The sequence below is a fragment of the Pedobacter terrae genome (genome assembly GCF_036946585.1).
GTDB classification, from domain to species: Bacteria; Bacteroidota; Bacteroidia; order Sphingobacteriales; family Sphingobacteriaceae; genus Pedobacter; species Pedobacter terrae_C.
This window is the reverse complement of the sequence record NZ_JAQIIV010000001.1, coordinates 371,026-396,899: the sequence shown is the minus strand read 5'-3', so window position 1 is coordinate 396,899 and position 25,874 is coordinate 371,026. Positions and strand designations below refer to the sequence as shown.

Below are 25,874 nucleotides of genomic sequence, written 5' to 3'. Positions count from 1 at the left end.
GGGTGTCAAAACTTCTAAGTATAGTGAGGTGGTAAAATAAAATGGTTCTTAGGGCCACAAATTACGGCGAGGTATTGGCTTGGCAAAATTAATTGACGACATTCCTTAGGCATAATTTTCCATGCCTCCGCGTTTTCCGTGGCATAAAAATGATTCGTGAGGACACGAACCATGGCGGCGGATTGGGATACCTGTTTGCGGATAATTTTTCCGTGTTTTCTGTGCTTCCGGGGCTAAAAACAAAATCCACAAAAAAGCCCCGATTTGGGGTCGGGGCTAATTGATTGTTAATTTGGAGGGATATTAATGTCCGTGATCTAAGTCGTATTCATTTACATCTTTATGGTCGTATGGTTCAACCATTAACTCATCAATGGTTTTGCCTTTTTTATTGAAACCAAAGCGCTCTAACATTCTATCAAATATTAAGTAAACCACTGGTACCACAATTAAAGTTAAGAACAATGAACTGGTTAATCCGCCTACAATAACCCATGCCAAACCATTTTTCCACTCGGCACCTGCTCCGCTTGCTAAGGCAATTGGAAGCATACCAAATACCATGGCGATGGTTGTCATTAAGATTGGGCGTAAACGTGCATGGTTGGCCAGTACAAGTGCCTCTTTGGTTTCTTTTCCTTCGGCCTTTAGGTGGTTAGTAAAATCGACCAGGATAATCGCGTTTTTCGCTACCAGACCCATTAGCATAATTAAACCTAAGATGGTGAAGATACCAATTGAGTTATTGGTTAAAGCCAGGGCTAATAATGCTCCGATTACCGCTAAAGGAAGTGAAAACATCACAACTAATGGATAGATGAAACTATCGTAAAGCGCAACCATGATTAAATAAACCAGAATGATCGAGGCCAATAAGGCGATACCTAAAGTACCAAAACCCTCGCTTTGGTTCTCCTGATCTCCAGCCCAGCTATAACTTACGCCAATTGGTGCTTTAAGTTTGCCGTTTTTCTGCAGTTCTTCCAGTTTTGCCTGGAACTCTGCAACCACGGTTCCTGTTGGTCTACCAATTGACTGTGCTTTAACGGATACCGAAGTAGATTTATTTAAACGTTCCAGCTGACTTGGACCTGAACCTTCTGTAATGGTTGCAAATTGTGATAATTTGATCTGTTTGCCATCATTATTTACAAAAATAAGGTTCCGTACATCGTCAATATTCTGGCGGTTAAAGTTCTGATATTGTATGTTAATATCGTACTCGTATTCCCCTTTACGGTATTTACCATCGGTATTACCAGCAAAGGCAGTCTGCATGGTTGACCCTACTGTTTGTAAGGTTAAGCCTACTGCCGACATCTTATCACGGTCTACCTGAACGTTAATTTCTGGCGTTCCCTTTTCTACCGATAGTTTGATCTCTGTAGCACCAGGAATAGAAGCAAGTACTTTCTGTGCACCTTCAGCATATTTCAAAGCGCTATCTAAATCAGAACCCATTACCACCAGCTGGATTGGTGCATTTTCGGCGATGCCCAAAATACTGATCGGCACGGTTTTTACTTTTGCACCAATTAATTCTTTAGCCAATGCACGGCTCATTTTCGTGGCGAAAATATCTGAAGAAACGCCTTTGCGCTGATCGCGTTCAACAAGCTTAACATTAATCTCCGATTTATAGGCTGTAGCTTGCGTACCACCAAAATCACCGGTTGATTGTCCGACAGTAGTAATTAACTGCGTAATTTCAGGTTGTTTATCTAAGAAAGCTTCTGCTTTTTGAGTGAGGAAGTTGGTTTGCTCCAAAGAAGCATCTTTTGGCAATTCTAACTGCACCAGGAACTCCCCTTTATCTGATTTAGGGAAGAATTCCGATCCGATAAAACCGCCAGCCAATAATCCGCATGAACTTAAAAACATCACCACAACCATCACCAATGTTAGGGCTTTGTGGTTTAACGACCACGTTAAAATACTGGTAATCCAAAGGGTAAATTTCTTCAACTGTTTTTCGAACCATAGAATAAAACGGCCGAACAGGTTTTTACCTTCAATACGTTCTAACTTACCAAAACGTGAGAATATAAGGGGTACAATGGTAAATGAAGCGAGCAATGATAGCAATGTTGCAATAATTACCACGATACAGAACTGGCGTAAGATATTAGATACCAAACCTGTACTTACCGCAATAGGGAAGAACACCACCACAATTACGAAGGTAATGGATACCACTGTAAAACCAATCTCCCTTGTTGCATCAGAAGCTGCCCGCACTTTATTTTTACCCATCTCCATGTGTCGCTGGATATTTTCCAGTACCACAATCGCGTCATCTACCAGGATACCTACCACAAGTGATAGTCCAAGTAGCGACATGAGGTTTAAAGTAAAGCCAAATAAGCTGATTCCGATAAAGGTAGCGATTAACGAAACCGGAATAGATACCATTACAATTAATGCGTTACGTAAACTGTGCAGGAAGAAAAGCATCACGAAGGCCACCAAAATAACCGCCAAAATTAAATCGTGGATTACCGCGTCAGCAGATTCTAAAGTAAAGATCGAACTATCGTTTACGATCCTCATATCAAGTTTATTGGCTGCGTATTCTGTTTTAAGTTTGGCTATAATGGCGTGTACACCTTTACTCACCTCTACCGCATTTGCATCACTTTGTTTAATAATCTGGATGGCAATAGATGCTTTACGATCGATACGGGCCAGTTTTTCCGTTTCTTTTTGCGAATCCTGAACATCGGCAACGTCGCCTAGGCGGATCTGTGCACCATCTTTACCTGTGGTTAAAACCAGGTTTCTCAATTCCTCAATACTTCTGTATTTACCCGATAAACGGATTAACACGTCCTGGTTCTGCGTTTTTACACTTCCGGTAGGGAAATCCAGGTTAGAAGAAAGAATCATTTGTTGAACCTGGGGAACCGCAAGGCCATAACCCTGTAGTTTATTGGCATCAAGCGAAACCTGGATTTCGCGTTCAGAACCACCCACTAAGTTGACCTGAGCTATACCGTTTACCCTCGAAATTACCGGGGCAATACGTTTGTCGATTAAATCGTAAAAGCTTACATCGTCCATATTGGCAGAGGCCGTCATGGTAATTACCGGTAAATCATCAAGTGAGAATTTACTTAATGATGGCGTTTTTACATCTTCCGGTAATTGAGAAAGAATGGCATTAACCTTTCTTTGCGCATCGTTTAACGAGATATCGATATTCGCGGCATCTGTTAGTGTAATGGTTACCGTAGATAAACTCTCAAACGATACGGAGTTGATTTTTTTGATGTTTTCCATCGATGATACCGCATCCTCAATTTTTTTGGTTACGGTATTTTCAACCTCATTTGGCGAAGCACCAGGGTAGATGGTCGAAATAGATACTACGTTGTTAGAGAATTTTGGAAGTAATTCATAACCCAACGAAAAGTAACTTAATAACCCAAGCAAGGTAAGGGCAGTAAATACTACAATCACCAGCGAAGGCCTTTTTATAGATATGTCTGTTATCTTCATTTTAATTCGTATTGCGTTTTTGCGATTGGCGTATCGCGTTTTTAAAAGCTGAAAATTCCGCTAACTTACTTTACGATACTAACGGGAGTACCTTCAGTTAAGTTGATCTGTCCACTGGTGATCACAGTTTCACCTTCTTTTAAGCCATCCAGAATTTCAACATTATCTCCTAAAATACGACCTGCTACCACATTACGGGTTTTGGCAGTATTATTGGCTTTATCCAATACAAAAACCTGGTTACTGCTTACACTGCCCACAAATGATGTGCGTGGAATAAGGATGCTTGGTGCCTGTTTAGGGAACTTGAATACTGCCGTTCCATACATACCGGCTTTTAAAGTGTTTTTATGGCTGTTTTCTACTTCAATTTCAATTGGGAAATTCAAGGTTGCATCAGCTTTAGCCGCGATAAAGGTAACCTTTCCAGAGAAATTATCAGTTGGGAAAACTGAAGATTTGATCTCGATCTTATCACCTAATTTCAGGTTGGCTACTTGCGATTCGTTCACATTTACCTTAAGCTTTAATTTGGAAACATCCACCAATTCAAATAACTGCGTACCCTGTGCAGTTACAAATGCACCAACTTCGATGTATCTTTTGTTTACAATGCCATTTATTGGCGATTTAATATTTGCATCGCTTAATCTTCGTTGTGAAGCCTGTAAACGCAGTTTTGCATTTTTTGTGGCCAATTTAGCTTGATCTAGCTGTTGTTGGGTAACGCCACCGGTTTGGAATGAACTTTGATATCTGGCTTCATCTCTTTTTGCATTTTCATAAGTAGCTTCAGCAGTTTCCCTATCGGTATTAATGATTTCGGCATCCACGCGGGCCAAAACCTGTCCTTTGCTTACCCTATCGCCTTCATCTACATAAATAGCTTTAACCCGACCAGCATTTTCTGATAAGAAGTTAAGTTCCTGTTTAGGAATAAAGTTTCCGTTTGCACTGAAATCTAAATCCACGGCTTTTTTCTCTACTTGAGCAACCCGAACGGCAACAGCACCACCACCTTTAGCAATGAAAGCAGTTTTTTCTTCGTTCTTCTTTTTATTGTTGCTTAAAACATAAGCTATTGCACCAAGGGCAACAACAACTACGATGATTATGGTAATTACTCTTTTCATTTCTATTGTACTAGCGATTTAATATTTCCGTTTGATTTGATTAATTGTATTTCGGCTATTTTATAATTTAATAAAGCCTGGGTATAACTGTTCTGCGCCGAAGTAAGTGCATTTTCAGTATCCAAAAGATCGGTTAACGAAGCTAAGCCGTTATTATAATTATTTTGGGTGCTGTTGTAGATCTCCTGTGCTAAATCGGCATTTTTACGTTGCGCTTTAATGGTATTTAAGTTATTGCGCAACTGTATTTTTGCATTTTCATAAGCCAGGTTTAACGCATTATTAGTTTCTCTTCTGCTTTCCTTGGCTTTTTTAATATCTACATCAGCCTGGCGGATTTTAGAACGGGTTAAGAAGCCATTAAAAATTGGCACCCTTAAGGTTAAACCAATTGCTGATGAACCAAAACCAATAGCAGAAGCATTCGAGTTAAGGAAATCAAAACTATTGCTCTGGCTCGAATAGGTGTAGTTACCCGTTAAAGATAAGCTAGGATAGTATTCGGCCACATAAGCTTTCCTTTGTAAGGATAAAAGCTTGTCCTGATTGTTTAGAAGCTTAACTTCAGTTCTGTTAGCCAGATCGATAGAATCTGTAAACATAGGTAATGTAGTTACTTCCGTTAATTCGGTGGGCGGGAGAATAATAGGGGTTCCAACCGCCATTCCCATCGAAAATTTTAGCTGGTTTTCCAATTGGGTAATGGCATTAAGTGTTTGCTCACGCTGTGTATTCAAATTTGTCAGGTTTACACTAATCCGGTCGACATCGATTTTTCTAGCCAAACCATTTTTATACTGGGTGCCCACAATTTTTTCAACTATCCTAACATTTTTGATGTTGGTGTCGATTACGTTAAGCTGTTGCCTGTTTACCAAAACCTGATAATAATTGTTAGCTACCAGTTCGATGATTTGTTCTTCCGTTAATTGCGATGTAAGCGCATAATATTCTTCGCTCGATCTTGCCGCCTGAAGGCCGGTAAAAACCTGTTGGTTAAATAATTGCTGCGAAAGCTGAACGCCAGCAGTCGAATTCCAGTTCTGGCCTAACTTAAACGATTGTGTCGCACCGCCAATGTTAGCTACCAACTGACCAATAATCGGATTGTAAGTTAAACCAACATTTCCGGTAAGTTGTGGTAAAGCTTGTGCCCTCACCTCTTGTACCTTGTATCGTCCACCTTCAATGTCTAATTTGGAATTGCGTACTTTAGTGTTGTTTTGGAGCGCAAAGGTGAGCGCCTCTTTTAAGGTAATTTGCTGCTGTGCAACTGCCAGCTGCGGTAAAACCGAGCCGATAATAACAATGAGCATTAACCTCACCATATTTATTCTAAGCATATTGTATTGTTTTTTTGTTTTTGGGTTCTTCTCTGTTTATTTCAGTCTGTCAAGTTGAGACTGTTTATTTATGTTCAACGTCAGTTTTTTAGTCTGTACACCTTAAGCCTCTTACGAATATGGTAGTTAGATTCTTTTGCTTTAACGTCATTTTATTTAATGCTTTTTTATCGGGGAAAAGGTCCTTGCCTGTTTCCATAATACACATGGTGGAAAGGCCCATTAAACTCTCTAGGTATAATTCGGCAACATGCGTAGTGTCATCATGTTCAATTTCTCCTTTCGCTTTAGCCTGACTAAAAATTTCTGCGAAAAAATCCTTTTCTGATTCTTTTAGTGTACGCAGTTTGCCTTTAATTACTTCATCGTTCAGTAAGTCTGGAATGCCCTCAGTAATGCGGAGCATATAATATTTCTGGAAAAATGTGTTCCTTACGTCAATAGTGTTAAAAAGAATTTCCTGTACCGGTAAATCAGGGTTGTGTTTCTTTTTGATCAGTTCAAAGAAGTCATTAAATACTTTTTCTATCACCCCTAAAATCAAATGTTTTTTATCGGGGAAATAATAATAGAGAGATGGTTTAGATACGGATAGATCTTCGGCAATATCATTCATCGTAGTTTTACCAATACCAAAATGGATAAAGCGTTTTATAGCACCATCAATAATTTGCTCTCTCTTTTTATCAGCTACAATCATTTTACTTTTCTACTTTCTGACTTTTTTAATATTTTAGTCAAAAATAGTGCTAAAAAATGATTTGTCATGAGAACTTAGTTTGAAAGAGTGTTAAGCTTACAATTTAATGACATAATTTTGCTTCTTAAGATGTTTATATATCTTTACAAACCAATAATTTAGGAAAGTTGTCTGCATTTTTCAATATCCTCACCGTAATATCTACCATCATTGTCATGGAGTGTTTATCATGGTTTATACATAAATATCTATTCCATGGGCCACTTTGGTTTATGCATAAAAGTCACCACCAGAAATCCAAATCGTTTTTCGAATGGAACGATTTGTTTGCTGTGTTGTTTGCCGGAGCGTCTTTGTATTTAATGTACATTGATCAGGATAACTTAGGTTTCCGGTTTTTAGTAGGGATGGGTATTACTTTGTACGGATTGATTTATTTTGTGGTACATGATTGGTTTGTTCACCGGCGTTTTAAAACCTTCAAAAGCAATAATGCTTATTTGCAGGCGGTGCGGAAAGCCCATAAAATCCATCATAAAAACAGGGGAAAGGAAAAAGGTAAAGCTTTTGGTTTGTTGTTTGTGAGGAAAAGCTTGCTAAAAAATAATTAAAACACCTATTAACTAAATAATTAGTTTATATTTGGCTAATTATTTAAATTGTTAGGGTTATGAAAATTTTAGTTTTTTTAGCAATGCTTATCTGGAGTACCAGTTTGTTTGCGCAATTGTTTAAATTTGAGGTTAAAGGGCATATCGACGATGCTGAAAAAGCAAAGTACGCATATTTATATAGCGCAGGTAATAAAAATCTCTTCTTAAAGGTGCCACTTGTAGACGGAAATTTTAAATTCAACTCAAACACCAATTTGGATGGAAGTCTTTTACGTTGGGCAGTTATCTTTGTTGAAACACGAGATAATGTTACTAGAGCAGAAGTAAAAAATAACCTCGATAGCAAAACCTGGAGAGTGGGTGGAACGCCTAATATAAAAAGAATTATCCTGGAAAATGTTGATTTAGCTGTCAGCAAGGGAAGCCAGATTAATTATGCTAAAATTGCGGGTGGCGGTGTATTTAATAAACAGCTTGGAGAATTAGGCGATAGTGGAAATGCTGATAGAATCAATCTATTTGATTTTATCAAAAAGTATCCTAACTCACCAGTGAGTTTACTTAATTTACAAGGGGCAGTCAAATTTTTAAAAGTTTTACCTGCGGCTAAATTTGAGCAAATTTACGGGGGATCTGCTCAACAGATGTACGCAATGCTTTCTGATCGTTTAAAACAAAGTAAAGAAGGCAAGTTAATTAAAACGAAAATTGATGAAGGAAAGAAATAGAGGCATACTATTGCTATCAATTTGAGGTTTTCGTTCTAATGCTTTTGTAATTTGAAATGATTATAAAATATACTCAGTTGCTCTTTGATTCTATTGTTATTATTAGTTGTAATGGTGATTATTCTAAAATTTAAGCTTTAATTTTGATAAGGGGATTACGAAAATCGTTCCTTAACTACTTTTTATTTTACTTTTGCAGTACAACGGAAAATCACCATGCTGCAAATCCAGGAAAATACTTCGCTAAAACCATATAATTCCTTTGGTATAGATGTTAAGGCAAAATTCTTTTCAGAAATTTTTTCGGAAGATGAGTTGCGGTCTTTGTTTCAGGATGAACTGGTCAGAACTCAAAAATTGCTTGTTATTGGTGGTGGCAGCAATGTGCTGTTTACACAGGATTTTGATGGTTTGGTGATCAAAATCAGCATCAAGGGTATTCAATCTAAAGTGATTGAAGAGAAGGTTATGGTAAACGCTGGTGCTGGAGTGGTTTGGAATGATTTTGTAAACTATTGTGTTGAACACCATTTTGCAGGGGTAGAAAATTTAAGTCTGATCCCGGGGACAGTGGGCGCATCTCCTATTCAGAATATTGGTGCATATGGGGTTGAGCTGAAAGATGTTTTTGAAAATTGTACTGCGTTTGAGATCAAAAGTGGAAGTATTAAGACTTTTAATTACGCAGATTGTCATTTTGGTTACCGTGAAAGTGTTTTCAAAGGCGAGCTAAAAGGACAGTATATTATCACTTCGGTTACTTTCCGGTTATCAGCTGTACCAAAAATAAATACCTCGTACGGTGCTATAGAAACCGAATTGCACAACAGGGGCATCGCTGAACCTACCATTGCAGATGTTTCGGCTGCTGTATCACATATCCGGGTAAGCAAATTGCCAGATCCATCAACCATCGGAAATGCAGGTAGCTTCTTCAAAAATCCGGTGATCGAAAAACATGAATTTGCAGATATTGTGGCAAAACACCCCGATGTGGTACATTATCCTACAGCTGACGATAAGATTAAACTGGCAGCAGGCTGGTTAATTGAGCAATGTGGCTGGAAAGGCAAAGTGGTTGGGCAAACGGGTACCTGGAAAAACCAGGCATTGGTTTTAGTTAATCATGGACAGGCAACAGGCACAGAAGTGTATCATTTTTCTGAACAAATAATAGACAGTGTGAAGTCTACTTTTGGAGTCACTTTGGAAAGAGAAGTAAATATTCTGTGACGAACGTTGATTGTTAGGTAGTTACGTATTTTTATAAGTGTGCCAGAAAACTTTGGTATTAAGTTTGTTTGGGTTTAAAGGAATGAACAATAATTATTTGTTTTTAATCTCCTAAAGCTAAATATCATGACAAAATTTGAATTCAATCATCTGGTTAATCATCACTCGGTATCACTTAGGTCTTATGCTTTAAATTTTACTAAAGACGCAGAAGATGCAAATGATTTGGTTCAGGATACTATGCTGAAAGCCATTACTTATTACAATAAGTTTAAAGAGGGGACGAATTTAAAAGGATGGTTATTTACCATCATGAAAAATACTTTCATCAACAATTATCGCCGATTGGTTAAAACAAATACTTTGATTACACAAAGCGAAGATATTTCTTCTGCGAACCTATCCTACAGCGCAACCAAAAACAATGCAGAAAGTAAATTTGTGTTAGGTGATATTGATAAAGCACTAGCTCAATTACCAGAAGAGTATTATGTGCCTTTTATCCGTTACTTTGAAGGTTACAAATACCATGAAATCGCTGATATGTTAGAGATTCCAATTGGAACAGTGAAAACGCGCATCCACGTAGCAAGGGGTATTTTGAAAAAATACCTTAAAACCTATTCGAAAGAAATTGCCAGTGCAGAATTGGTTTAAAATACATCTATTATAGAACTAATGGGCTCAGAGTAATCTGAGCCTTTTTTGTTTGTTCTTCTATAACTATATGGGGAAGTATAACATGGTAGTACAGGGTAGTCTATATTACAATAGCCCTTTTTCCAGCCTGTAGAGCCGCCTATCCACACCAGCGGGCATTTCGTTGCGCTATAGAAGGTGATGTTTAGATTTTGAGCAAAATTTTGAAATATTTTAAAAAGCAAAAGGCCCGGAAAATCCAGGCCTTTTTGCTTATCATATATTTGGTTAGTTGATTCTTATTTTTACTTTCAACAATTCGCCTTCTCTCTTATTTCGAAACAAATGCAAACCTCAAACAATTATGTGTTTTGCAGGATTATCGCATTGTTTTTGTTTTGTGGTTATAAAGATAAGGGAAATTTTAAATTTGTCAAGCCTTTTTTAACTTTTTTTTTATTTCTTTTGCCACCACTTGACCCGATATGATGGCAGGTGGTACCCCAGGCCCCGGAACGGTTAACTGTCCGGTATATAAAAAATTTGTTACTTTACTTTTCATTTTGGGTTTTAGAAAAGCAGTCTGTTTCAAAGTGTTTGCTAATCCGTAAGCATTACCTTTAAAGGCGTGGTAATCTTCCACAAAATCTCTCATGGCATAACTGCGCTTAAATAAAATACTACTGCTAATGTCGTTTCCGGTTAAATTCTTGAAGCGATTGATCAACACCTTAAAGTATTCTTCTCTTTTGCTTTCGCTATCTTCCAGATCAGGTGCAAGCGGAATCAAAAAGAAAAGATTTTCGCAGCCTTCCGGTGCCACACTCTTATCTGTTATAGAAGGGCAGCAGGCATAAAATAATGGCTTTGATGGCCATCGTGGGGTACTGTAGATTTCTTCAGCATGCTGGTCAAAATTTTCATCGAAGAATAAGTTATGGTGTAATATATTGTTTAGTTTTTTATTTAAGCCTATGTAAAATAAAAGACAGGACGGCGCCATTGTCCTTTTATCCCAATAGTTTTTGTCATAGTTACGGTAAGGTTGATCAAAAAGATGTTGATCAATGTGATGATAATCTGCATTACCTATCACAAAATCACTTCTGAAAGTTCCTTTGTTCGTGATTATGTACTCTGCCAGGTTGTTTTTTACTTCAATTTTGGTTACTTCGGTATCGAAAATAAATTTTACCCCTTGGTTTTCTGCAATGTTCTGCATAGCTGTTACAATCTGGTGCATGCCACCCATTGGGTACCAGGTACCCAAAACGAGGTCAGCGTAGTTCATTAGACTATACAATGCGGGTGTGTTCTGTGGTGTGGCGCCTAGAAATAAAACTGGGAATTCCAGAAGTTTCCGCAGCCGCTCATTTTTAAATAGCTTATATACATGCTTACGCATATTGCCCAAAAGCTGTAGTTTAATGCCGCTGAGGGCTAGCCTTGGGTCGAAGTATTCCATTACGCTATGCGAGGGCTTAAAAACATACTCGTTCATGCCAACATCATATTTATATTTAGCCTGATCAAGAAAATGTTTTAGGTTACTGCTGCTGCCTGGCTCAAGTTCTTCAAATAAGGCATATAAATCATCCAATGTTGCCGGAACGTCAATAGTATCTTTTTTTTCGAAATAAATGCGGTAGGAGGGGCTAAGTCTTTCTAATGTATAAAAATCAGAAGTAGTTTTGCCAAATAGGTTGTAATAGTTTTCGAATACGTCAGGCATCCAGTACCAACTTGGTCCCATATCAAAAAGAAAGCCGTCTTTTTGCCAGGTCCTGGCCCTGCCGCCAGCCATTTCGTTTTTCTCGATAACCGTAACCTCACAGCCATCTTTGGCCAATAAAGCTGCTGCAGCCATGCCTGCAAAACCGGCCCCGATAATGGTAACCGTGGTTTTTTTCTCCATGGTGTAAATAAAGGAATTTTATTGCGTTTTGTTTTGGTTTCGTGTCAATAATAGTTTTTCGTCATGATGAGAAAGCACGACGAAGCCTGCCGGCAACAGGCTGGCAATCTTAAAACGATAGGTTTGCATTGCATAGATCATGCTGTGTTTGTTATTCTGAATGCTTAAAGAATCTTTTGTGTTGGTGATAATTTTGACTGTTTAAAGGTTGGTTTAAATCCAATGTTTCTTTCGTTGAAGATCCTTCGCTTTGCTCAGGATGGGATTTGTCTGTCATTCTGAATGCTTAAAGAATCTTTTGTGTTGGTGATAATTTTGACTGTTTAAAGTTTGGTTTAAATCTAATGTTTCTGCTGTAAAGTTCCTTCGCTGCGCTCAGTAAAACAGAGCAAACAAATGCCATAAGCTTTTGTTACATTTGCCACCATCTCATGATTAAACTACGTATTATATTTTTCCTACTGTTTGCAATAAGCAACGTTACCTCTGCACAACTCTCCTTCCAGGAAATTGCGGTATTAAAAACCGATATGGTTAAGGCGGTAGAGAATGCTAAACTTACTGATTCCTTATTTGACAGGCTCAATAAACTACCCGACAAAACAGCGTTGGTTACGGGTTATCTAGGCACATTGGAAGCATTAAAAGCCAAACACTCCTGGAATCCATATAATAAGATTAAATATGTCGGCCGATCGCTAAAAACCATGCAGAAGGCAATTGATATGGATAAGGAAAATATGGAAATCCGTTTTATGCGTTTCTCGATCGAATTTTATACCCCTTCCTTTCTTGGTTTTAGTAAAGATTTAGCGATAGATAAAAAAGAGATTGTTAAGCATTACCAAAATGGAAATTTTGGTCTGGCTGATGCAGAACTGATTAAAAACGTAGCTAAATTTATGATTGATAGTAAAAAATGCAATGCCGCTGAAGTTAAAATTTTAACAAAATATATGTAGAATGAATCATATATATCTAATTATTAATATCGCCGTAATTTTTTTTCCATTGGTTTTATCGTTCGATAAAAAGGTTCATTTTTTTAGTAAATGGAAGTTTATATTTTCTGCTATATTACTTACCGGTATTGTTTTTTTGATCTGGGATATCCTATTTACAAAGCTCAACGTATGGTCTTTTAATCCTGATTACCTTGTGGGGATATATCTTTTGGGCTTACCTTTAGAAGAAATCTTATTCTTTTTAACTGTTCCGTACGCCTGTGTGTTTATTTACGAATGTTTAAATGTCTATTTCCCTAAAAATAATCTTCAAAAGTATAGTCTCGCATTGAGTAATCTTTTCTTGGGACTTAGTGTAGCTATTTTATTTTTCGGTTATAACAGGTGGTACACGCTGATTAATTTTGGTTTTTTGTTAATCGTACTGGCCTATGTAGAATATGTGAATGTAAAACTCAGATTTATGTATAGGTTTTACAGGGCCTACCTGGTTTCGCTTATTCCTTTTTATATCGTAAACGGTTTTTTAACCGCTATTCCAGTGGTGATGTACAATGATAAGGAAAATATGGGTTTTAGGGTTGGTACCATACCTTTCGAAGATCATTTTTATTTAATGGGTTTATTATTAATGAATGTTTTTCTTTACGAGTTTTTTAAAAGCAGGGCTGGTACAAAGATCGTAAAGGGCTCCAGTGTTTAATACCTTGAAAAATCAGCTAATTTTGCCATGTTGTTATAAATACAAGCTTAGGTATCTTATATTTCTCATATCGTTGAATGTTTGGAAATGAGCATTTAGTAATTCTTGGCGGTTTGCAGTCCCGCTTTTCATTTCAAGTCCTCGCTGCGCTGGGGCTTTATATTGCATCCGATAGCCATCGGACCGGTTTGCAGCAGGGGGTTCTGCGACAAACATTTAATCCCAGAAAAAATCAGCTAATTTACCATCTAAGATGTTTAGTAGATATAAGCTTATATGCCCCTTATATTGCTGATATGGTTTGAATATTAGGAAATGAGCGTTCAGTAGTTCTTGGCGGCTTGCAGTCCCGCTTTTCATTTCAAGTCCTCGCTACGCTCCGGGCTTTACATTGCAATCGGGTTTGCAGCAGGGGGTTCTGCGACAAACATTTAATGCCAGAACAAATCAGCTAATTTACCGTGTAAGATGTTGTAGGAGATATAAGCTTATATGCCCTTATATTTCTTATATGGTTAAAAACCTTTTGATTATCTTCAGCCCGAAATTGATTTAAATGGATTTACCAAATTATACCAAACAACAGCTTGCGTTGCGTAACGGACAGGATAAACCTCAGATTTGGGTGGCTTATAAGGGTTTAATTTACGATATGACAGATAGCAGGTTATGGAAGAATGGCAAACATTATGAACATTGGGCAGGGCAGGATTTGACTGATGAGCTGCCGGATGCACCCCATACCGAAGCTGTGTTTGAAAAGTTTGTTCCGATAGCTATGCTTGCCAAACCAGATTGATTTTAGCAGCTGATTCACCGCTAAAAACATTAACTTCATAAAAAAACTGCAGACTTGAAGACTAATTTCTTAAAGCCTGCAGCTGAATTGCAATATAAAACTGTTAATTGGTTACTAAAAACTGTTAACTGGTTACGCTTCTATTGTGAAAGAACTTAAGCTTACAAATTCCTGAATTCTAGCTGCAACTTCTTCGTCAGTTAAATTTAACAACTTTTCTGTTCCAAATTTCTCTACACAGAATGAGGCCAGGGCAGAGCCATAAATGATCGCATTTTTCATGTTATTGAAGTTGATGGTACCCACTTTGGCCAAATAACCGATAAATCCTCCTGCGAAGGTATCGCCGGCACCTGTCGGATCGAATACTTCTGCCAAAGGCAAGGCCGGAGCAGAGAAAATCTGATCTTCGTGGAATAACAATGCACCGTGTTCACCTTTTTTAATGATCAAATATTTTGGACCCATTGCGAGGATTTTTTTCGCGGCTTTTACCAATGAATATTCTCCCGACAGCTGACGTGCTTCAGCATCGTTAATGGTTAATACATCTACCATTTTAATGGTTTCCAATAAATCGTCCATCATAATATCCATCCAAAAGTTCATCGTGTCCATCACGATTAATTTTGGTCGGTTTTTAAGGCGTTTGATTACCGTTTGCTGTACTTGTGGTGTAAGGTTACCCAACATCAGGTATTCGCAGTCCTGATAGCTTTCTGGGATAATCGGGTCGAAATTTTCCAATACATTCAATTCCGTAATCAAAGTATCGCGGCTGTTCATGTCGTTATGGTATTTGCCCGACCAGAAAAATGATTTTTCGCCAGCTTTAATCTGTAGTCCTTCGGTATCAATACCATGTTTGGTGAAAGTTTCAATGTCTGATTGATGAAAGTCATCCCCCACCACTGCCACAATTTTTGCTTTATTATAAAAGTAAGAAGCGGCTAAACTTGCGTAAGTTGCTGCACCACCTACAATTTTATCTGTTTTTCCGAAAGGAGTTTCAATAGCATCAAAAGCTACAGTACCTATGATTATCAGGCTCATATATATGTGTTAAATTTTTTTAAAATTTTTTCACTGCAAATATTGCATAAATAATTTAAAAGCCCTAATATTGCATTCCCAAAACAAACAAGCGGATATTGCTGAAAAGTTTAAATCAGCTGTTTATTTCGGATAGCCGGATTCCTTCTTAGCTCAGCCGGTTAGAGCATCTGACTGTTAATCAGAGGGTCGCTGGTTCGAGCCCAGCAGAAGGAGCAAAACCCGCAACGAAAGTTGTGGGTTTTTTTAGTTTATGGCCGGGCGAGAGGTTGTCCCAAGGTTAGGCGAAGGGAGTTCAACAGAAGAAGCTTCAGAAATCACAGTAAAAATTGCCGATTTTTTGTTTAAACTTTATTTTGGATGAATGGTTTATTAGGATCCTTTACATACAAAGCTCATTGTAGGTAACGAAACCTCCACTTGTCTTTTTGTATTTATGACATACTATCTTTATGTTTTATATTCCAAAGTTTCTGATCTTCATTATGTTGGATACACCAGTAATTATATCCGTCGCCTTGAGGAACACAATAGCTTATCAGTTGGAACATATACCTCTCAGCATAGACCTTGGCATTTGGAAGCTGTGTTTTCTTGTGGAACTGTAGAGGCTGACGCCATCCGTTTTGAACGTTTTATCAAGAGGCAGAAAAGCCGTAGATTAATTGAGAGAATTGTTCAAGGAGAAATGCTAACTGGAATTTTAGCTCAGCTGGCTAGAGTCCCGCACGTGCGGGATTAATCAGAGGGTCGCTGGTTCGAGCCCAGCAGAAGGAGCAAAACCCGCAACGAAAGTTGTGGGTTTTTTTAGTTTATGGCCGGGCGAGAGGTTGTCCCAAGGTTAGGCGAAGGGAGTTCAACAGAAGAAGCTTCAGAAATCACAGTAAAAATTGCCGATTTTTTGTTTAAACTCTATTTTGGATGAATGGTTTATTAGGATCCTTTACATACAAAGCTCATTTTAGGTAACGAAACCTCCACTTGTCTTTTTGTATTTATGACATACTATCTTTATGTTTTATATTCCAAAGTTTCTGATCTTTATTATGTTGGATACACCAGTGATTATATCCGTCGCCTTGAGGAACACAATAGCTTATCAGTTGGAACATATACCTCTAAGCATAGACCTTGGCATTTGGAAGCTGTGTTTTCTTGTGGAACTGTAGAGGCTGACGCCATCCGTTTTGAACGTTTTATCAAGAGGCAGAAAAGCCGTAGATTAATTGAGCGAATTGTTCAAGGAGAAATGCTAACTGGAATTTTGGCTCAGCTGGTTAGAGTCCCGCACGTGCGGGATTAATCAGAGGGTCGCTGGTTCGAGCCTAGCAGAAGGAGCAGATTTTTAAAGCCTTACAACATTGTTGTGAGGCTTTTCTATTTTTGAGCTGGGCGAGAAGATGCTAAAATGGTATATCATATTTGTATTTTACCTATCCCTTTTCACGTTGAGCCCTGGCCTTTGCTGAACTTGCCGAAGTATCGAAACACCTTAAAAAATTTAAAAAAATCCTTCGACTACTTGTTCAGAAATTTCGGGAAACTACCATTGAGTTTAATGGAATTCATGATTACTTCTTGGTCCCCATCCGATAGCTAGCTGATCAAGTTAATACTGACGATTTTTCGAGGGACATTATCTACTTCTACCTCATCCCCTCAAATTCAGAAAGCTGATCCATGTAACATTACAAATAGTTAATCTATAGATTTTGTAGATTAAATATTTATCAATATGTTTGCGCTGATCATGAATGCAACAAGAATGCCCCAAACGTCTTCTATCTCTGAAATAAGTCTTAAACGCTCAGTTTTGAATATCTATTTCCAGGGGAATATGTGTTGTTGTTGATTAATTTTTAAAGTCCTAAGCCAAATCCTATAGTTATCCTAATCTGACCACCAATGCCTTACATGATGTGTTGAAATCCTTATAGAAAAAAACCGGCAAGGAAGCCTCGCCGGTTACACGGAATATCAGTTCTGTAACGCCAATCACGCACTGATACCCATCAGCTTTATCCAATGAATTGAACCATTAACATAAAACCCGTTAAATATGGAAATATTTCTCCATAAGAAAAAAACATTCTTATTGGCCAGCCTCTTTTTGTTACTCGGCGCGCTGGCCGTTCCACTTAAAATTTCTGCCCAGGTTGAACCGCCACCACTCATTAATTCTAAACTGGCAGGTACTGTAATCGATTCTTTAACCAGGCAGCCATTGCCGGGTGTTGTGGTTCGCATAAAAGGCGTCACGCACGTCGTGTCGACTGATGCGGATGGAAAGTTTGTTTTTGTAACCGGACAGAAATTACCTTATACCTTAATATTAAGTTCTGTTGGTTACCAGACAAAAGAGATTGTAGTGAATACCAGCCCTGCAATTATTAAACTAACGGAAGTGAACAGCCAGTTAAATGATGTAGTGGTGGTAGGCTATGGTACCCAAACGAGAAAATCGTTAACGGGTTCAGTTTCCAGCATTGCAGTTGATGAGGTAAGGGCTAAACCAACCGCTACCTTTGCTGAACAGTTACAGGGAAAAGCGCCTGGTTTACAGGTTAGTACTTCTACCGGTATTCCCGGAGATGGGATGTTTATCCGCATCCGTGGAACAACTTCTATCAATGCCAGTAACGATCCTTTGTATGTAATTGATGGTGTGTATGTAAACAGCGGTTCTTTACAACGCATTACCACCCAGGGACAGGCCAATAACCCATTGTCGGATATCAGTCCGGATGATATCGAAAGTGTTACCGTTTTAAAAGATGCTGATGCCACGGCAATTTATGGTGCCCGTGCGGCCAATGGAGTAATTGTGATTACCACCAAGCGTGGAAAATACAATACCGCACCGAAAGTAAGTTTAAGTACTTATGTGGGTTTTGCGAAAGCGCCGAAATTGTGGGATCTGGTAACGGGGCCGCAGCATGCCGAACTGATTAACGAATTTTACCGCAATTCAAATGCCGATGCCATCGCTATTGCTGCGGCAAATGGAACAACGCCTGCTACTACGTACAGGTTTCAGCCTTTTAGGGCATTAACCGATAATGCTACTGCTTCACCTGCACCGCGTGGTTTGCCACAGGATCAAAATACTTACGACCGCTTGAATAAAGCTTTCCGCACCGGACTTTTGCAGAACTACGATATTTCTGTTTCAGGTGGTAATGATAAAACCACTTATTATATCGGCGGTGGTTTAAACAAACAGGAGGCTACCCTTAAAACAAACGATTTTAGGAGAGGAAGTTTTAAACTGAACCTCGATCAGAAAATCAACGATTACATAAAAATCGGAACAAGTAATATTCTTACCCAAACTTACCGTACGAATGCACGCGTAGGGGACGGCCCGCAGGGGGGAATTTTGCAATCGGCCCTGCATACGCCAACTTACCTTCCTGAATTTAATGCCGATGGCACTCCGGGTAAGTGGGCAGGTTTTGATAACCTGGATGTTTTGCTGAATAATACCAATATGAACAGTACCAGTAACAGATTGATTAGCAATTTATACGGCGAGGTAAATATCACCAAAGATTTGACCTTTAAAACCAGTTGGAGTGTTGATTATAACCAATACAACGAGTTCCAATACTGGAACAGTTTAACCAACCTGGGGATTGCAAACAAAAACCTTGGTACCTCAAGTGTAAGTAACAACACCATCTGGACGAACGAGCAAACTTTAAACTATAACCACGTTACGGGTAAACATACTTTTGGTGCTTTAATCGGTAACTCATTACAGGGATCAATTTCCAATCAAACCCTGGCACAGGGTACTAATTTCCCGAATGATTCGTTTCAGCAGATTGCTTCTGCAGCAAATACAACCTCTTCCGCTTCAGAAACACAATACAGGCTATCTTCATTTTTCGCACGTTTAAATTATAATTATGGCGGGAAGTATTATGCTGTTTTTAGCATTCGTGCTGATGGCTCTTCACGTTTTGGTGCTAACCACCAATGGGGATATTTCCCTTCTGCAGGTTTAGCATGGCGTGTCAAACAGGAAAATTTCCTGAAAGATGTAGCGGTGATTTCGGACTTAAAACTCCGCGGAAGTATTGGCGTAACCGGAAACCAGAACGGGATTAACGATTTTGCCTCACGTGGTTTATGGGGCGCTGGAGCAAACTACCAGAACAATCCGGGTACAGTGCCTTCACAATTGGCCAACCCAGATCTGAAATGGGAAAGTACCCGTCAGGCCAATATTGGTTTTGATTTAAGTTTTTTTAAAGACAGGTTAACTTTAAGCGGTGATGTTTATGATAAATACACCAGCAACCTATTGCTCAACCTACCATTGGCCTCAAGCAAAGGCTTTTCTTCCATCCTTACCAATGCAGGTGAAATGAGCAATAAGGGATTGGAACTGAACATCAGCAGTATTAACCTCGATGGTGCATTGAAATGGAATACCAATTTCAATATTTCGCGCAACATCAATAAAATAGAAAAACTGCCTACGCCTGTGGTGGCCGCTTATGCAGCCGAACGCATGGTTCAGGGTTTATCGATGTACACCTTTTTTGTATACAATCAGCTTTATGTTGATCCGCAGACCGGAAATGCGGTGTATGAAGATGCCGATCGTAACGGCGTAATCAATGCAAATGATATTGTTCCAGTAGGAAATGCCTTGCCGAAATTTAACGGTGGTTTAACCAATAACCTCAGTTACAAAGGTTTCGACTTATCGGTGTTCTTCAACTTCGTTTATGGCAATAAGGTTTATAATAACAACAACTATTTTCTGGAAGGTGGCGGTACCCGAGATGCCAACAGGGCAATGGATGTATACCAGTTAGATCGCTGGCAGAAACCGGGCGATATTACCAATATGCCAAGGTTAACCGCTTACGGACAGAATTATACTTTAAGCCCAACCAGCCGTAACATTGAAGATGGATCGTTCCTTCGCTTAAGCAATGTAACCCTTGGTTACAACCTGCCGAAAGATTTTATCAAAAAAGCAAGAATGAATTCAGTAAGGATATACGCCAGCGGATCAAACCTTTGGTTATGGACTAAATACAAAGGTCCGGATCCGGAAATCAATGTATCATCATCGGCTACTGTACTTGGTTACGATTTGGGTACACCACCTGTGCCGCGTACTTTCCAGATAGGTGCAAACATTACTTTTTAAACCGAATAATCAAATGAAAAAAGTTACTTATATATTCGCCGTCATATTACTCTTTACTTCCTGCAAAAAGTTTCTGGAGGTACAACCCCAGTTGCAGGTAGATCAGGATCAGGCCATCATTAATGCCGGTACTGCGGCCACCGCGGCAAATGGTTTATTTAACCTTTTGGCATCATCCAGTTATTACGGATCAAATTTCCCGGCACTTTCTTATTTATCTGCAGGCGATATCCAATGGTCAGGTTCGCAGTCTGATCCCAACGAAATTACCAAACACCTTACTTCTGCTACCAATGGTTATGTGCAGTCGGCCTGGACGGCTATTTACAGAACCATCTCACAGGCCAATTACATCATTGATAAGGTGCCAACTGTTAGCGATCCGTTATTGACGACAACGTTGAAAAACCAATACCTGGGCGAAGCCTATTTTGTACGTGCGTTGGCTTATTTCGATCTGGCACGTGGTTGGGGCGGGGTACAACTGATCTTAAAACCGACCAATAACGCAACAGATAATAGCGGTATTCCGCGGAGCAGTTTGGCCGATACCTACGCGCAGGTATTAAAAGACTTAAATGCTGCCGAAACGCTGGTACCAACGGCCGTAAACCGTAACCGCGTTAGCCTGCGCACGGTACAGGCACTTAAAGCCAGGTTTTATCTTTACCAAAAGAACTGGGCACTGGCAGAGCAGTTTGCCACATCAGTAATCAACGATAATGCAAATTATTCGCTGGTGGCGCCCTACAGTGCTTTTTTTGCCAATAATGCCGTAACTACAAACGAATCGGTGTTGGAGCTGGCTTATACTACATCAAATACAAATGGACACAGCAACTGGTGGTTGCCACCGGCTTTGGGCGGACGCAGAGAGTGGTCGCCGAATGATGCTTTGGTTGCTTTGTTAAATAACCCGGCCATTGGCGGTAACCGCAATACTTTAATTGCGCAGACCGCGCCTCCGGGCAATTTATGGTACGGCAAATTATATTATCGTAATCCATTGGGTACAGATCCGGCTTATATCATCCGCATGGCCGAATTATACCTGATCCGATCTGAAGCCAGGGCACAACAAGGTAACCTCATTGGCGTAAACAGTTCGCAAACCGATTTAAATGCGGTACGTAACCGTGCAGGTCTTGGCGTAACAACTGCAGCTACTTTAAGTGATATTTTATTGGCTATTGAAAAAGAACGCCAGGTAGAATTCCCTTTCGAAGCCGACCGCTGGTTTAACCTGGTACGTACTGACCGTGCACAAACCGTGCTGACCCTACCCGATAAACACCTTTATCTTTTCCCGATTCCTTATAACGAAACATTGGTTGATCCGCAATTGGGGGGAGCAAACCGTAACCCTGGTTATTAAACATATTGATCATGAAAAAACTAAATATTTTGCTTTTGGCCCTCACCGCATTCGGTTATTCGGCCTTTGCCCAATCATCGCCCATTACCGTAAAAAAATCGGATACCAGGCATGGGCCTGAAAAGGGCAGCCTGCTGATTATTGGGGGCAATGTGGGCTCGCAACGCGATATCTGGGAGAAATTTACCGAGCTGGCCGGAGGTAAAGATAAAGCTGTATTGGTGGTGGTGACTACTGCATCTGGCGACTCAGCAGCATATGATAAAAAAGGGGTAGAAGAGGTAAAACGTCAAACCGGAATTAAAAACGTAATCCTCTTTCATACCAGTGATTTTAAGGAAGCCAATAGCGAGAAATTTATTGCCCCGTTAAAAAATGCAACGGCGGTTTATTTTGAAGGAGGCCGCCAGTGGCGCATTGCCGATTCGTATCTCAACACTCTTACCCATCAGGCTTTTATTGATGTGCTCAACAGAGGAGGTGTAATTGCGGGTAGCTCAGCCGGGGCCAGTATCATTGGCTCTTTTCTCTGGAGGGGTGATACCAAGGGGGCACAGGTTTTAGTGGGCGACCATACGCAGGGCCTGGGTTTCCTAAAATATTCTGCTATCGATCAGCATTTATTGGTGCGCAACCGCCATTATGATCTGGTTGATTTTATCCGTAAGGCACCTGATTTTATTGGTATTGGTTTAAACGAAGCAACAGCCATTTTAGTGCAGCGCGATACATTGCAGGTGCTTGGAAATTCTTTTGTGGCCATTTACGATTACAATACCATCATCAATAATAGTGAAAAACATGTTGTAGACAACCGGGAAGATTTTACCGCCTCAAACGGACCGTTTTTTTTCCTGAGTGCAGGTCAGAAATATGATCTGGCCAAAAGACAGGTGCTTAAAGAACCACGTAAGCCGGTAACTACCGCTGCCAGTAAACAACCTTAAAAATAAAGCAATGCGTAACACGAATATACCATCGCCTCCTGCATGGACAGATAGGGAAAAGTTGATATTTAGGTTCTTCTTCCTCTTTTTTGTCCTACAGGCCATTCCTTTAAGTGTCGATTTTTTTAAAATCGTATTTGGCTTTAGCTGGTTGCACATCAGCTACGGCGATATTTTTAACCTCACGCGTTTATCTGCGAAGTTTCTGCCAGGCGCCGATAGTTTCCTTAATTGGATCATTGTAGCTGTAATGGCGATAATTGGTGCAGTAATTTGGGGTAAAACAAAGTATAAGGATATTAATTACGACCAGTTTTATTACTGGCTAAGGGTTGTGGTACGTTACCGTTTGGCCATTGGCATTATCGGTTACGGATTTATCAAATTTTTCCCTTTACAGGCACCATTCCCATCCATCAGTAATTTAAATACCAGTTATGGGGATTTTACCGACTGGAAGATATTTTCGATGAGTTTGGGCATTGTGCCTGCTTACGAAACTTTTTTGGGTACAATTGAAATCCTGGCCGGCTTATTATTGTTTTTTCGTAAAACAGCTACCATTGGTGCAGCCATTATCCTGGTGTTTACCGGAAACGTATTTATCTCCAACCTGGCTTACGAAGGCGGTGAGTTTGTGTATGCCACTTACCTGATTACTTTTGCACTGTTCGTATTGTGGTTTGATGCACAACGGATTTATAACCTTGTTTCGCTCGAGCGGCCAACCGCACCAAACCGTTTTAAACCATATTTTACTGGAAAAACCAAAACTTTTCGCCTGCTGATTAAAACATTGGTAATTTTCTTTTTTGTTTTCTTTTATGGCTTTAAAACCTATGCGGGCTTTCATCACGATCCTTATCAGTTTCCGCGAGGCAAAGGCCTGGCCAACGCTGCAGGCATTTACAATGTAAGCGAGTTTAGGATTAATGGACGCGTGTTGCCTTATGCCTCGGCAGATTCGATCCGCTGGAAAGATGTGGTATTTGAGAAATGGGCCACCATTAGCATACGCTCCGATAGGAAGGTCGTTGTGGATTCTGCAAATTATGAACAGGTTTTTAAAAATGATAAAGACCGGGATTATGAACTGGCCGGAACTGCAGGAAGGCATTATTACAGTTATACCATCGATTCATTGAATCATGTGTTACTGTTAGATAACAAAAACCCTCACTACAAAGGAGAACGCTTGCGGTTAAATTATAACCGCCCTGACAGCACAACTGTAATCCTTTCGGGTACCAACCAGCACCGCGATTCAATTTATGTGGTACTGAACAAAATCGATAAAAAATATCCGTTAAAGCTTAGCCGCCGCAAAGCACTTAAACTATAAAAAGCTTAATGTTATGTCTGAAATAAAACAACAGGATATCGAAAACGAATTAACAGCACAAGAGGCTGCAGCTAAAAAGCCATGGTCTTGGCAAAAGAAATTTGGCTTCCGCGTGCTGTTTATTTTCTTCCTGGTAATATCTATTCCATTTTCGGCCAATTGGTATAAAAACGTTTTTACCTTAGATTGGTCGCGACCACATTACCGCGATCTGTACGATATTGCCCGTTTTCAGCCCAGCTTTTTATCAATTTTAGGCGGGCAGCGCCCGCGTGATATTACCGACTCGCCATCAGGTGATGAGTCTGCTAAAAAGAAAGGCTCCAGAAGAAACAAAACAGAAAATGGTAGCGTTAAAAAAACAGAAGCTAAAATTGACAACCATGCAGCTTTGCCACCGAAAAGGAGTTTTTTGGTGGATTATGCAGATTGGGGTATCGCATTGGTATTTGCCCTCATAGGCGCATTAATCTGGACGGCTTTCGATCGTAAAAGCAGATCTTACCACATTCTTTATTATTGGATCAGGGTGGTAGTGCGTTATCGCGCCGGAATTGGGATTATCGGTTTCGGTTTTACCAAACTTTTCCCAACTCAGATGCCTTATCCATCACTAGGTTTGCTCAACAGTAATTTTGGGGATTTTACTGCCCAAAAAATATACTGGCTTTCTGTAGGAGTAGTGCCATGGTATCAGGTATTTGGTGGTGTGGTCGAAATTGTTGCGGGCGTGATGCTTTTCTTCCGGAAAACCAGCACTTTTGGCGCTATACTTTTAGTGGCTGCGCTAGGCGATATCACTTTTGTAAATTATGCCTATGATGGTGGTGTACATGTGTACGCGTTTTATTTTGTGCTGCTGGGCCTGTTTATTGCTGCTGATGATTTTCCTAAATTATATAACCTGCTTATTCGTGAACGTTATACCATTCCGTTCAGGGTTTATCCCGATTTTAGCAAACCATGGCTTAAATATACCCGCATGACGCTAAAAGTGCTCACTTTTGTGATTTTTTTTGGTGTGCTTACCTATACTGAAGTCATTAATTTTAAATATGATCCCTATAAACAGCCGGCAACCGCGGGAATTAAAAAATTAAGGGGGAACTACCGGGTAACGGAGTTTAAAATTAACGGAGAATTGATTCCGTTTAATCCGCTCGATTCGACTAGGTGGCAGGAAGCTACTTTCGAAAACTGGACCACCCTGACTTTTAAAATCAACCGACCGGTACTGATCGATCCATCAAACGGTGGAGGCAGCCCGATGCGCGATATCCAGCGTACTTTTGAAATCAGTGGAGTTGCCGGAGGCCAGCGGGCATTTCATTATTATGCCGATACCATAGATAAAGTGCTTTATCTGCAGGATAAAAATGTAATGGCTTTAAGAGGAGGGCGTAAGGGCGGCGACAAGGTGAAAGAAGCTAAACCAAAAGAAGACAACTGGATCAGTAAAACGGCATGGCAACACATTGGCGATGAAAATAAAATGATTGATAAAGCTGCCTGGTCTACCCGCCGGGACCGCGAGTTTGCTGAAAAGCCAAGGGAAGTAAAACGCCATCGCATGGTATTAAAATATGATACTACCGACGGTTCGAGGGTTATACTTTCGGGTATTAATGAACGCAAAGATTCTATTTATGTGGTACTTGATCGTTATGAACGACAATATGTATTGCCAAAAAGCACTTTGAACGCAGGTAAATATTAA

The 25,874-nt window shown here is 39.7% G+C and carries 20 protein-coding genes and 1 tRNA gene; 15 read left to right on the top strand and 6 right to left on the bottom strand.

The genetic code is table 11. The features are described from left to right. Positions 1 to 303: 303 nt before the first annotated feature. From PGN18_RS01655 to PGN18_RS01640, 4 genes are all read right to left on the bottom strand, one after another. Entirely contained in the window at positions 304 to 3,498 is a 3,195-nt protein-coding gene (locus tag PGN18_RS01655; RefSeq protein WP_335317630.1) for an efflux RND transporter permease subunit, read from the bottom strand. 65 nt (positions 3,499 to 3,563) lie between these two features. Next, entirely contained in the window at positions 3,564 to 4,631 is a 1,068-nt protein-coding gene (locus PGN18_RS01650) for an efflux RND transporter periplasmic adaptor subunit (protein ID WP_335317629.1), read from the bottom strand. 2 nt (positions 4,632 to 4,633) lie between these two features. Continuing rightward, positions 4,634 to 5,974 carry a TolC family protein gene (locus PGN18_RS01645; RefSeq protein ID WP_335317628.1) on the bottom strand — a complete coding sequence of 447 codons (1,341 nt, stop codon included), beginning with the start codon at positions 5,972 to 5,974 and terminating at the stop codon, positions 4,634 to 4,636. 88 nt (positions 5,975 to 6,062) lie between these two features. Then, a complete protein-coding gene (locus PGN18_RS01640) occupies positions 6,063 to 6,674 on the bottom strand; it encodes a TetR/AcrR family transcriptional regulator (protein ID WP_335317627.1) in 612 nt (203 codons plus the stop codon). A gap of 167 nt (positions 6,675 to 6,841) precedes the next feature. Between PGN18_RS01640 and PGN18_RS01635 the strand changes: the two genes are divergently transcribed. The 4 genes from PGN18_RS01635 to PGN18_RS01620 all read left to right on the top strand — a co-directional run bounded on the left by PGN18_RS01635 (position 6,842) and on the right by PGN18_RS01620 (position 9,906). After that, a complete protein-coding gene (locus tag PGN18_RS01635) occupies positions 6,842 to 7,285 on the top strand; it encodes a sterol desaturase family protein (RefSeq protein WP_335317626.1) in 444 nt (147 codons plus the stop codon). 116 nt (positions 7,286 to 7,401) lie between these two features. Next, the gene (locus tag PGN18_RS01630; protein WP_335317625.1) at positions 7,402 to 8,016 is read left to right on the top strand and encodes a hypothetical protein; all 615 of its coding nucleotides are present in this window, start codon (positions 7,402 to 7,404) and stop codon (positions 8,014 to 8,016) included. Positions 8,017 to 8,232: 216 nt separating this feature from the next. Further along, a complete protein-coding gene (gene murB, locus PGN18_RS01625) occupies positions 8,233 to 9,249 on the top strand; it encodes a UDP-N-acetylmuramate dehydrogenase (protein WP_335317624.1) in 1,017 nt (338 codons plus the stop codon). Positions 9,250 to 9,375: 126 nt separating this feature from the next. Beyond that, a complete protein-coding gene (locus PGN18_RS01620; protein ID WP_335317623.1) occupies positions 9,376 to 9,906 on the top strand; it encodes an RNA polymerase sigma factor in 531 nt (176 codons plus the stop codon). Between the two features lie 415 nt (positions 9,907 to 10,321). Here PGN18_RS01620 and PGN18_RS01615 read toward each other — a convergent pair whose 3' ends face one another. Further along, positions 10,322 to 11,803 carry a phytoene desaturase family protein gene (locus PGN18_RS01615; RefSeq protein WP_335317622.1) on the bottom strand — a complete coding sequence of 494 codons (1,482 nt, stop codon included), beginning with the start codon at positions 11,801 to 11,803 and terminating at the stop codon, positions 10,322 to 10,324. Between the two features lie 431 nt (positions 11,804 to 12,234). Here PGN18_RS01615 and PGN18_RS01610 point away from each other — a divergent pair, with 431 nt between their 5' ends. The 3 genes from PGN18_RS01610 to PGN18_RS01600 all read left to right on the top strand — a co-directional run bounded on the left by PGN18_RS01610 (position 12,235) and on the right by PGN18_RS01600 (position 14,270). Continuing rightward, positions 12,235 to 12,765, top strand: coding sequence for a hypothetical protein (locus PGN18_RS01610; protein WP_335317621.1), 531 nt, complete (start codon positions 12,235 to 12,237; stop codon positions 12,763 to 12,765). Position 12,766: 1 nt separating this feature from the next. Further along, a complete protein-coding gene (locus PGN18_RS01605) occupies positions 12,767 to 13,471 on the top strand; it encodes a lycopene cyclase domain-containing protein (protein ID WP_335317620.1) in 705 nt (234 codons plus the stop codon). A 556-nt stretch (positions 13,472 to 14,027) separates the two neighbouring features. Beyond that, on the top strand, positions 14,028 to 14,270 hold the full coding sequence (locus tag PGN18_RS01600; RefSeq protein ID WP_335317619.1) for a cytochrome b5 domain-containing protein: 243 nt from the start codon (positions 14,028 to 14,030) through the stop codon (positions 14,268 to 14,270). A 132-nt stretch (positions 14,271 to 14,402) separates the two neighbouring features. Here the strand turns inward: PGN18_RS01600 and PGN18_RS01595 are convergent, their stop codons facing one another. After that, the gene (locus PGN18_RS01595) at positions 14,403 to 15,323 is read right to left on the bottom strand and encodes a PfkB family carbohydrate kinase (protein ID WP_335317618.1); all 921 of its coding nucleotides are present in this window, start codon (positions 15,321 to 15,323) and stop codon (positions 14,403 to 14,405) included. 142 nt (positions 15,324 to 15,465) lie between these two features. Between PGN18_RS01595 and PGN18_RS01590 the strand changes: the two genes are divergently transcribed. The 8 genes from PGN18_RS01590 (at position 15,466) to PGN18_RS01555 (ending at position 25,874) form a co-directional block, all read left to right on the top strand. After that, positions 15,466 to 15,539 (top strand) — tRNA-Asn (locus PGN18_RS01590). A gap of 220 nt (positions 15,540 to 15,759) precedes the next feature. Beyond that, complete coding sequence (locus PGN18_RS01585; protein WP_335317617.1) at positions 15,760 to 16,065, top strand: GIY-YIG nuclease family protein; 306 nt, start codon at positions 15,760 to 15,762, stop codon at positions 16,063 to 16,065. 255 nt (positions 16,066 to 16,320) lie between these two features. Next, positions 16,321 to 16,626 carry a GIY-YIG nuclease family protein gene (locus PGN18_RS01580; protein WP_335317616.1) on the top strand — a complete coding sequence of 102 codons (306 nt, stop codon included), beginning with the start codon at positions 16,321 to 16,323 and terminating at the stop codon, positions 16,624 to 16,626. Between the two features lie 756 nt (positions 16,627 to 17,382). After that, positions 17,383 to 20,493, top strand: a complete 3,111-nt coding sequence (locus tag PGN18_RS01575) for a SusC/RagA family TonB-linked outer membrane protein (RefSeq protein ID WP_335317615.1) — start codon at positions 17,383 to 17,385, stop codon at positions 20,491 to 20,493. Positions 20,494 to 20,506: 13 nt separating this feature from the next. Then, the gene (locus tag PGN18_RS01570; protein WP_335317614.1) at positions 20,507 to 21,868 is read left to right on the top strand and encodes a RagB/SusD family nutrient uptake outer membrane protein; all 1,362 of its coding nucleotides are present in this window, start codon (positions 20,507 to 20,509) and stop codon (positions 21,866 to 21,868) included. 11 nt (positions 21,869 to 21,879) lie between these two features. Next, positions 21,880 to 22,815, top strand: a complete 936-nt coding sequence (locus tag PGN18_RS01565; RefSeq protein WP_335317613.1) for a cyanophycinase — start codon at positions 21,880 to 21,882, stop codon at positions 22,813 to 22,815. A gap of 10 nt (positions 22,816 to 22,825) precedes the next feature. After that, positions 22,826 to 24,157 (top strand): DoxX family protein, encoded by a 1,332-nt coding sequence (locus tag PGN18_RS01560; RefSeq protein WP_335317612.1) that lies wholly within the window; start codon positions 22,826 to 22,828, stop codon positions 24,155 to 24,157. Between the two features lie 13 nt (positions 24,158 to 24,170). Continuing rightward, a complete protein-coding gene (locus tag PGN18_RS01555; protein WP_335317611.1) occupies positions 24,171 to 25,874 on the top strand; it encodes a hypothetical protein in 1,704 nt (567 codons plus the stop codon).

Coding starts and splice junctions, on each gene's coding strand:
- PGN18_RS01655 (WP_335317630.1), bottom strand. CDS start 3,498: ATGAAGATAACAGACATATCTATAAAAAGGCCTTCGCTGGTGATTGTA.
- PGN18_RS01650 (WP_335317629.1), bottom strand. CDS start 4,631: ATGAAAAGAGTAATTACCATAATCATCGTAGTTGTTGTTGCCCTTGGT.
- PGN18_RS01645 (WP_335317628.1), bottom strand. CDS start 5,974: ATGCTTAGAATAAATATGGTGAGGTTAATGCTCATTGTTATTATCGGC.
- PGN18_RS01640 (WP_335317627.1), bottom strand. CDS start 6,674: ATGATTGTAGCTGATAAAAAGAGAGAGCAAATTATTGATGGTGCTATA.
- murB (WP_335317624.1), top strand. CDS start 8,233: ATGCTGCAAATCCAGGAAAATACTTCGCTAAAACCATATAATTCCTTT.
- PGN18_RS01620 (WP_335317623.1), top strand. CDS start 9,376: ATGACAAAATTTGAATTCAATCATCTGGTTAATCATCACTCGGTATCA.
- PGN18_RS01615 (WP_335317622.1), bottom strand. CDS start 11,803: ATGGAGAAAAAAACCACGGTTACCATTATCGGGGCCGGTTTTGCAGGC.
- PGN18_RS01610 (WP_335317621.1), top strand. CDS start 12,235: ATGATTAAACTACGTATTATATTTTTCCTACTGTTTGCAATAAGCAAC.
- PGN18_RS01605 (WP_335317620.1), top strand. CDS start 12,767: ATGAATCATATATATCTAATTATTAATATCGCCGTAATTTTTTTTCCA.
- PGN18_RS01600 (WP_335317619.1), top strand. CDS start 14,028: ATGGATTTACCAAATTATACCAAACAACAGCTTGCGTTGCGTAACGGA.
- PGN18_RS01595 (WP_335317618.1), bottom strand. CDS start 15,323: ATGAGCCTGATAATCATAGGTACTGTAGCTTTTGATGCTATTGAAACT.
- PGN18_RS01585 (WP_335317617.1), top strand. CDS start 15,760: ATGACATACTATCTTTATGTTTTATATTCCAAAGTTTCTGATCTTCAT.
- PGN18_RS01580 (WP_335317616.1), top strand. CDS start 16,321: ATGACATACTATCTTTATGTTTTATATTCCAAAGTTTCTGATCTTTAT.
- PGN18_RS01575 (WP_335317615.1), top strand. CDS start 17,383: ATGGAAATATTTCTCCATAAGAAAAAAACATTCTTATTGGCCAGCCTC.
- PGN18_RS01570 (WP_335317614.1), top strand. CDS start 20,507: ATGAAAAAAGTTACTTATATATTCGCCGTCATATTACTCTTTACTTCC.
- PGN18_RS01565 (WP_335317613.1), top strand. CDS start 21,880: ATGAAAAAACTAAATATTTTGCTTTTGGCCCTCACCGCATTCGGTTAT.
- PGN18_RS01560 (WP_335317612.1), top strand. CDS start 22,826: ATGCGTAACACGAATATACCATCGCCTCCTGCATGGACAGATAGGGAA.
- PGN18_RS01555 (WP_335317611.1), top strand. CDS start 24,171: ATGTCTGAAATAAAACAACAGGATATCGAAAACGAATTAACAGCACAA.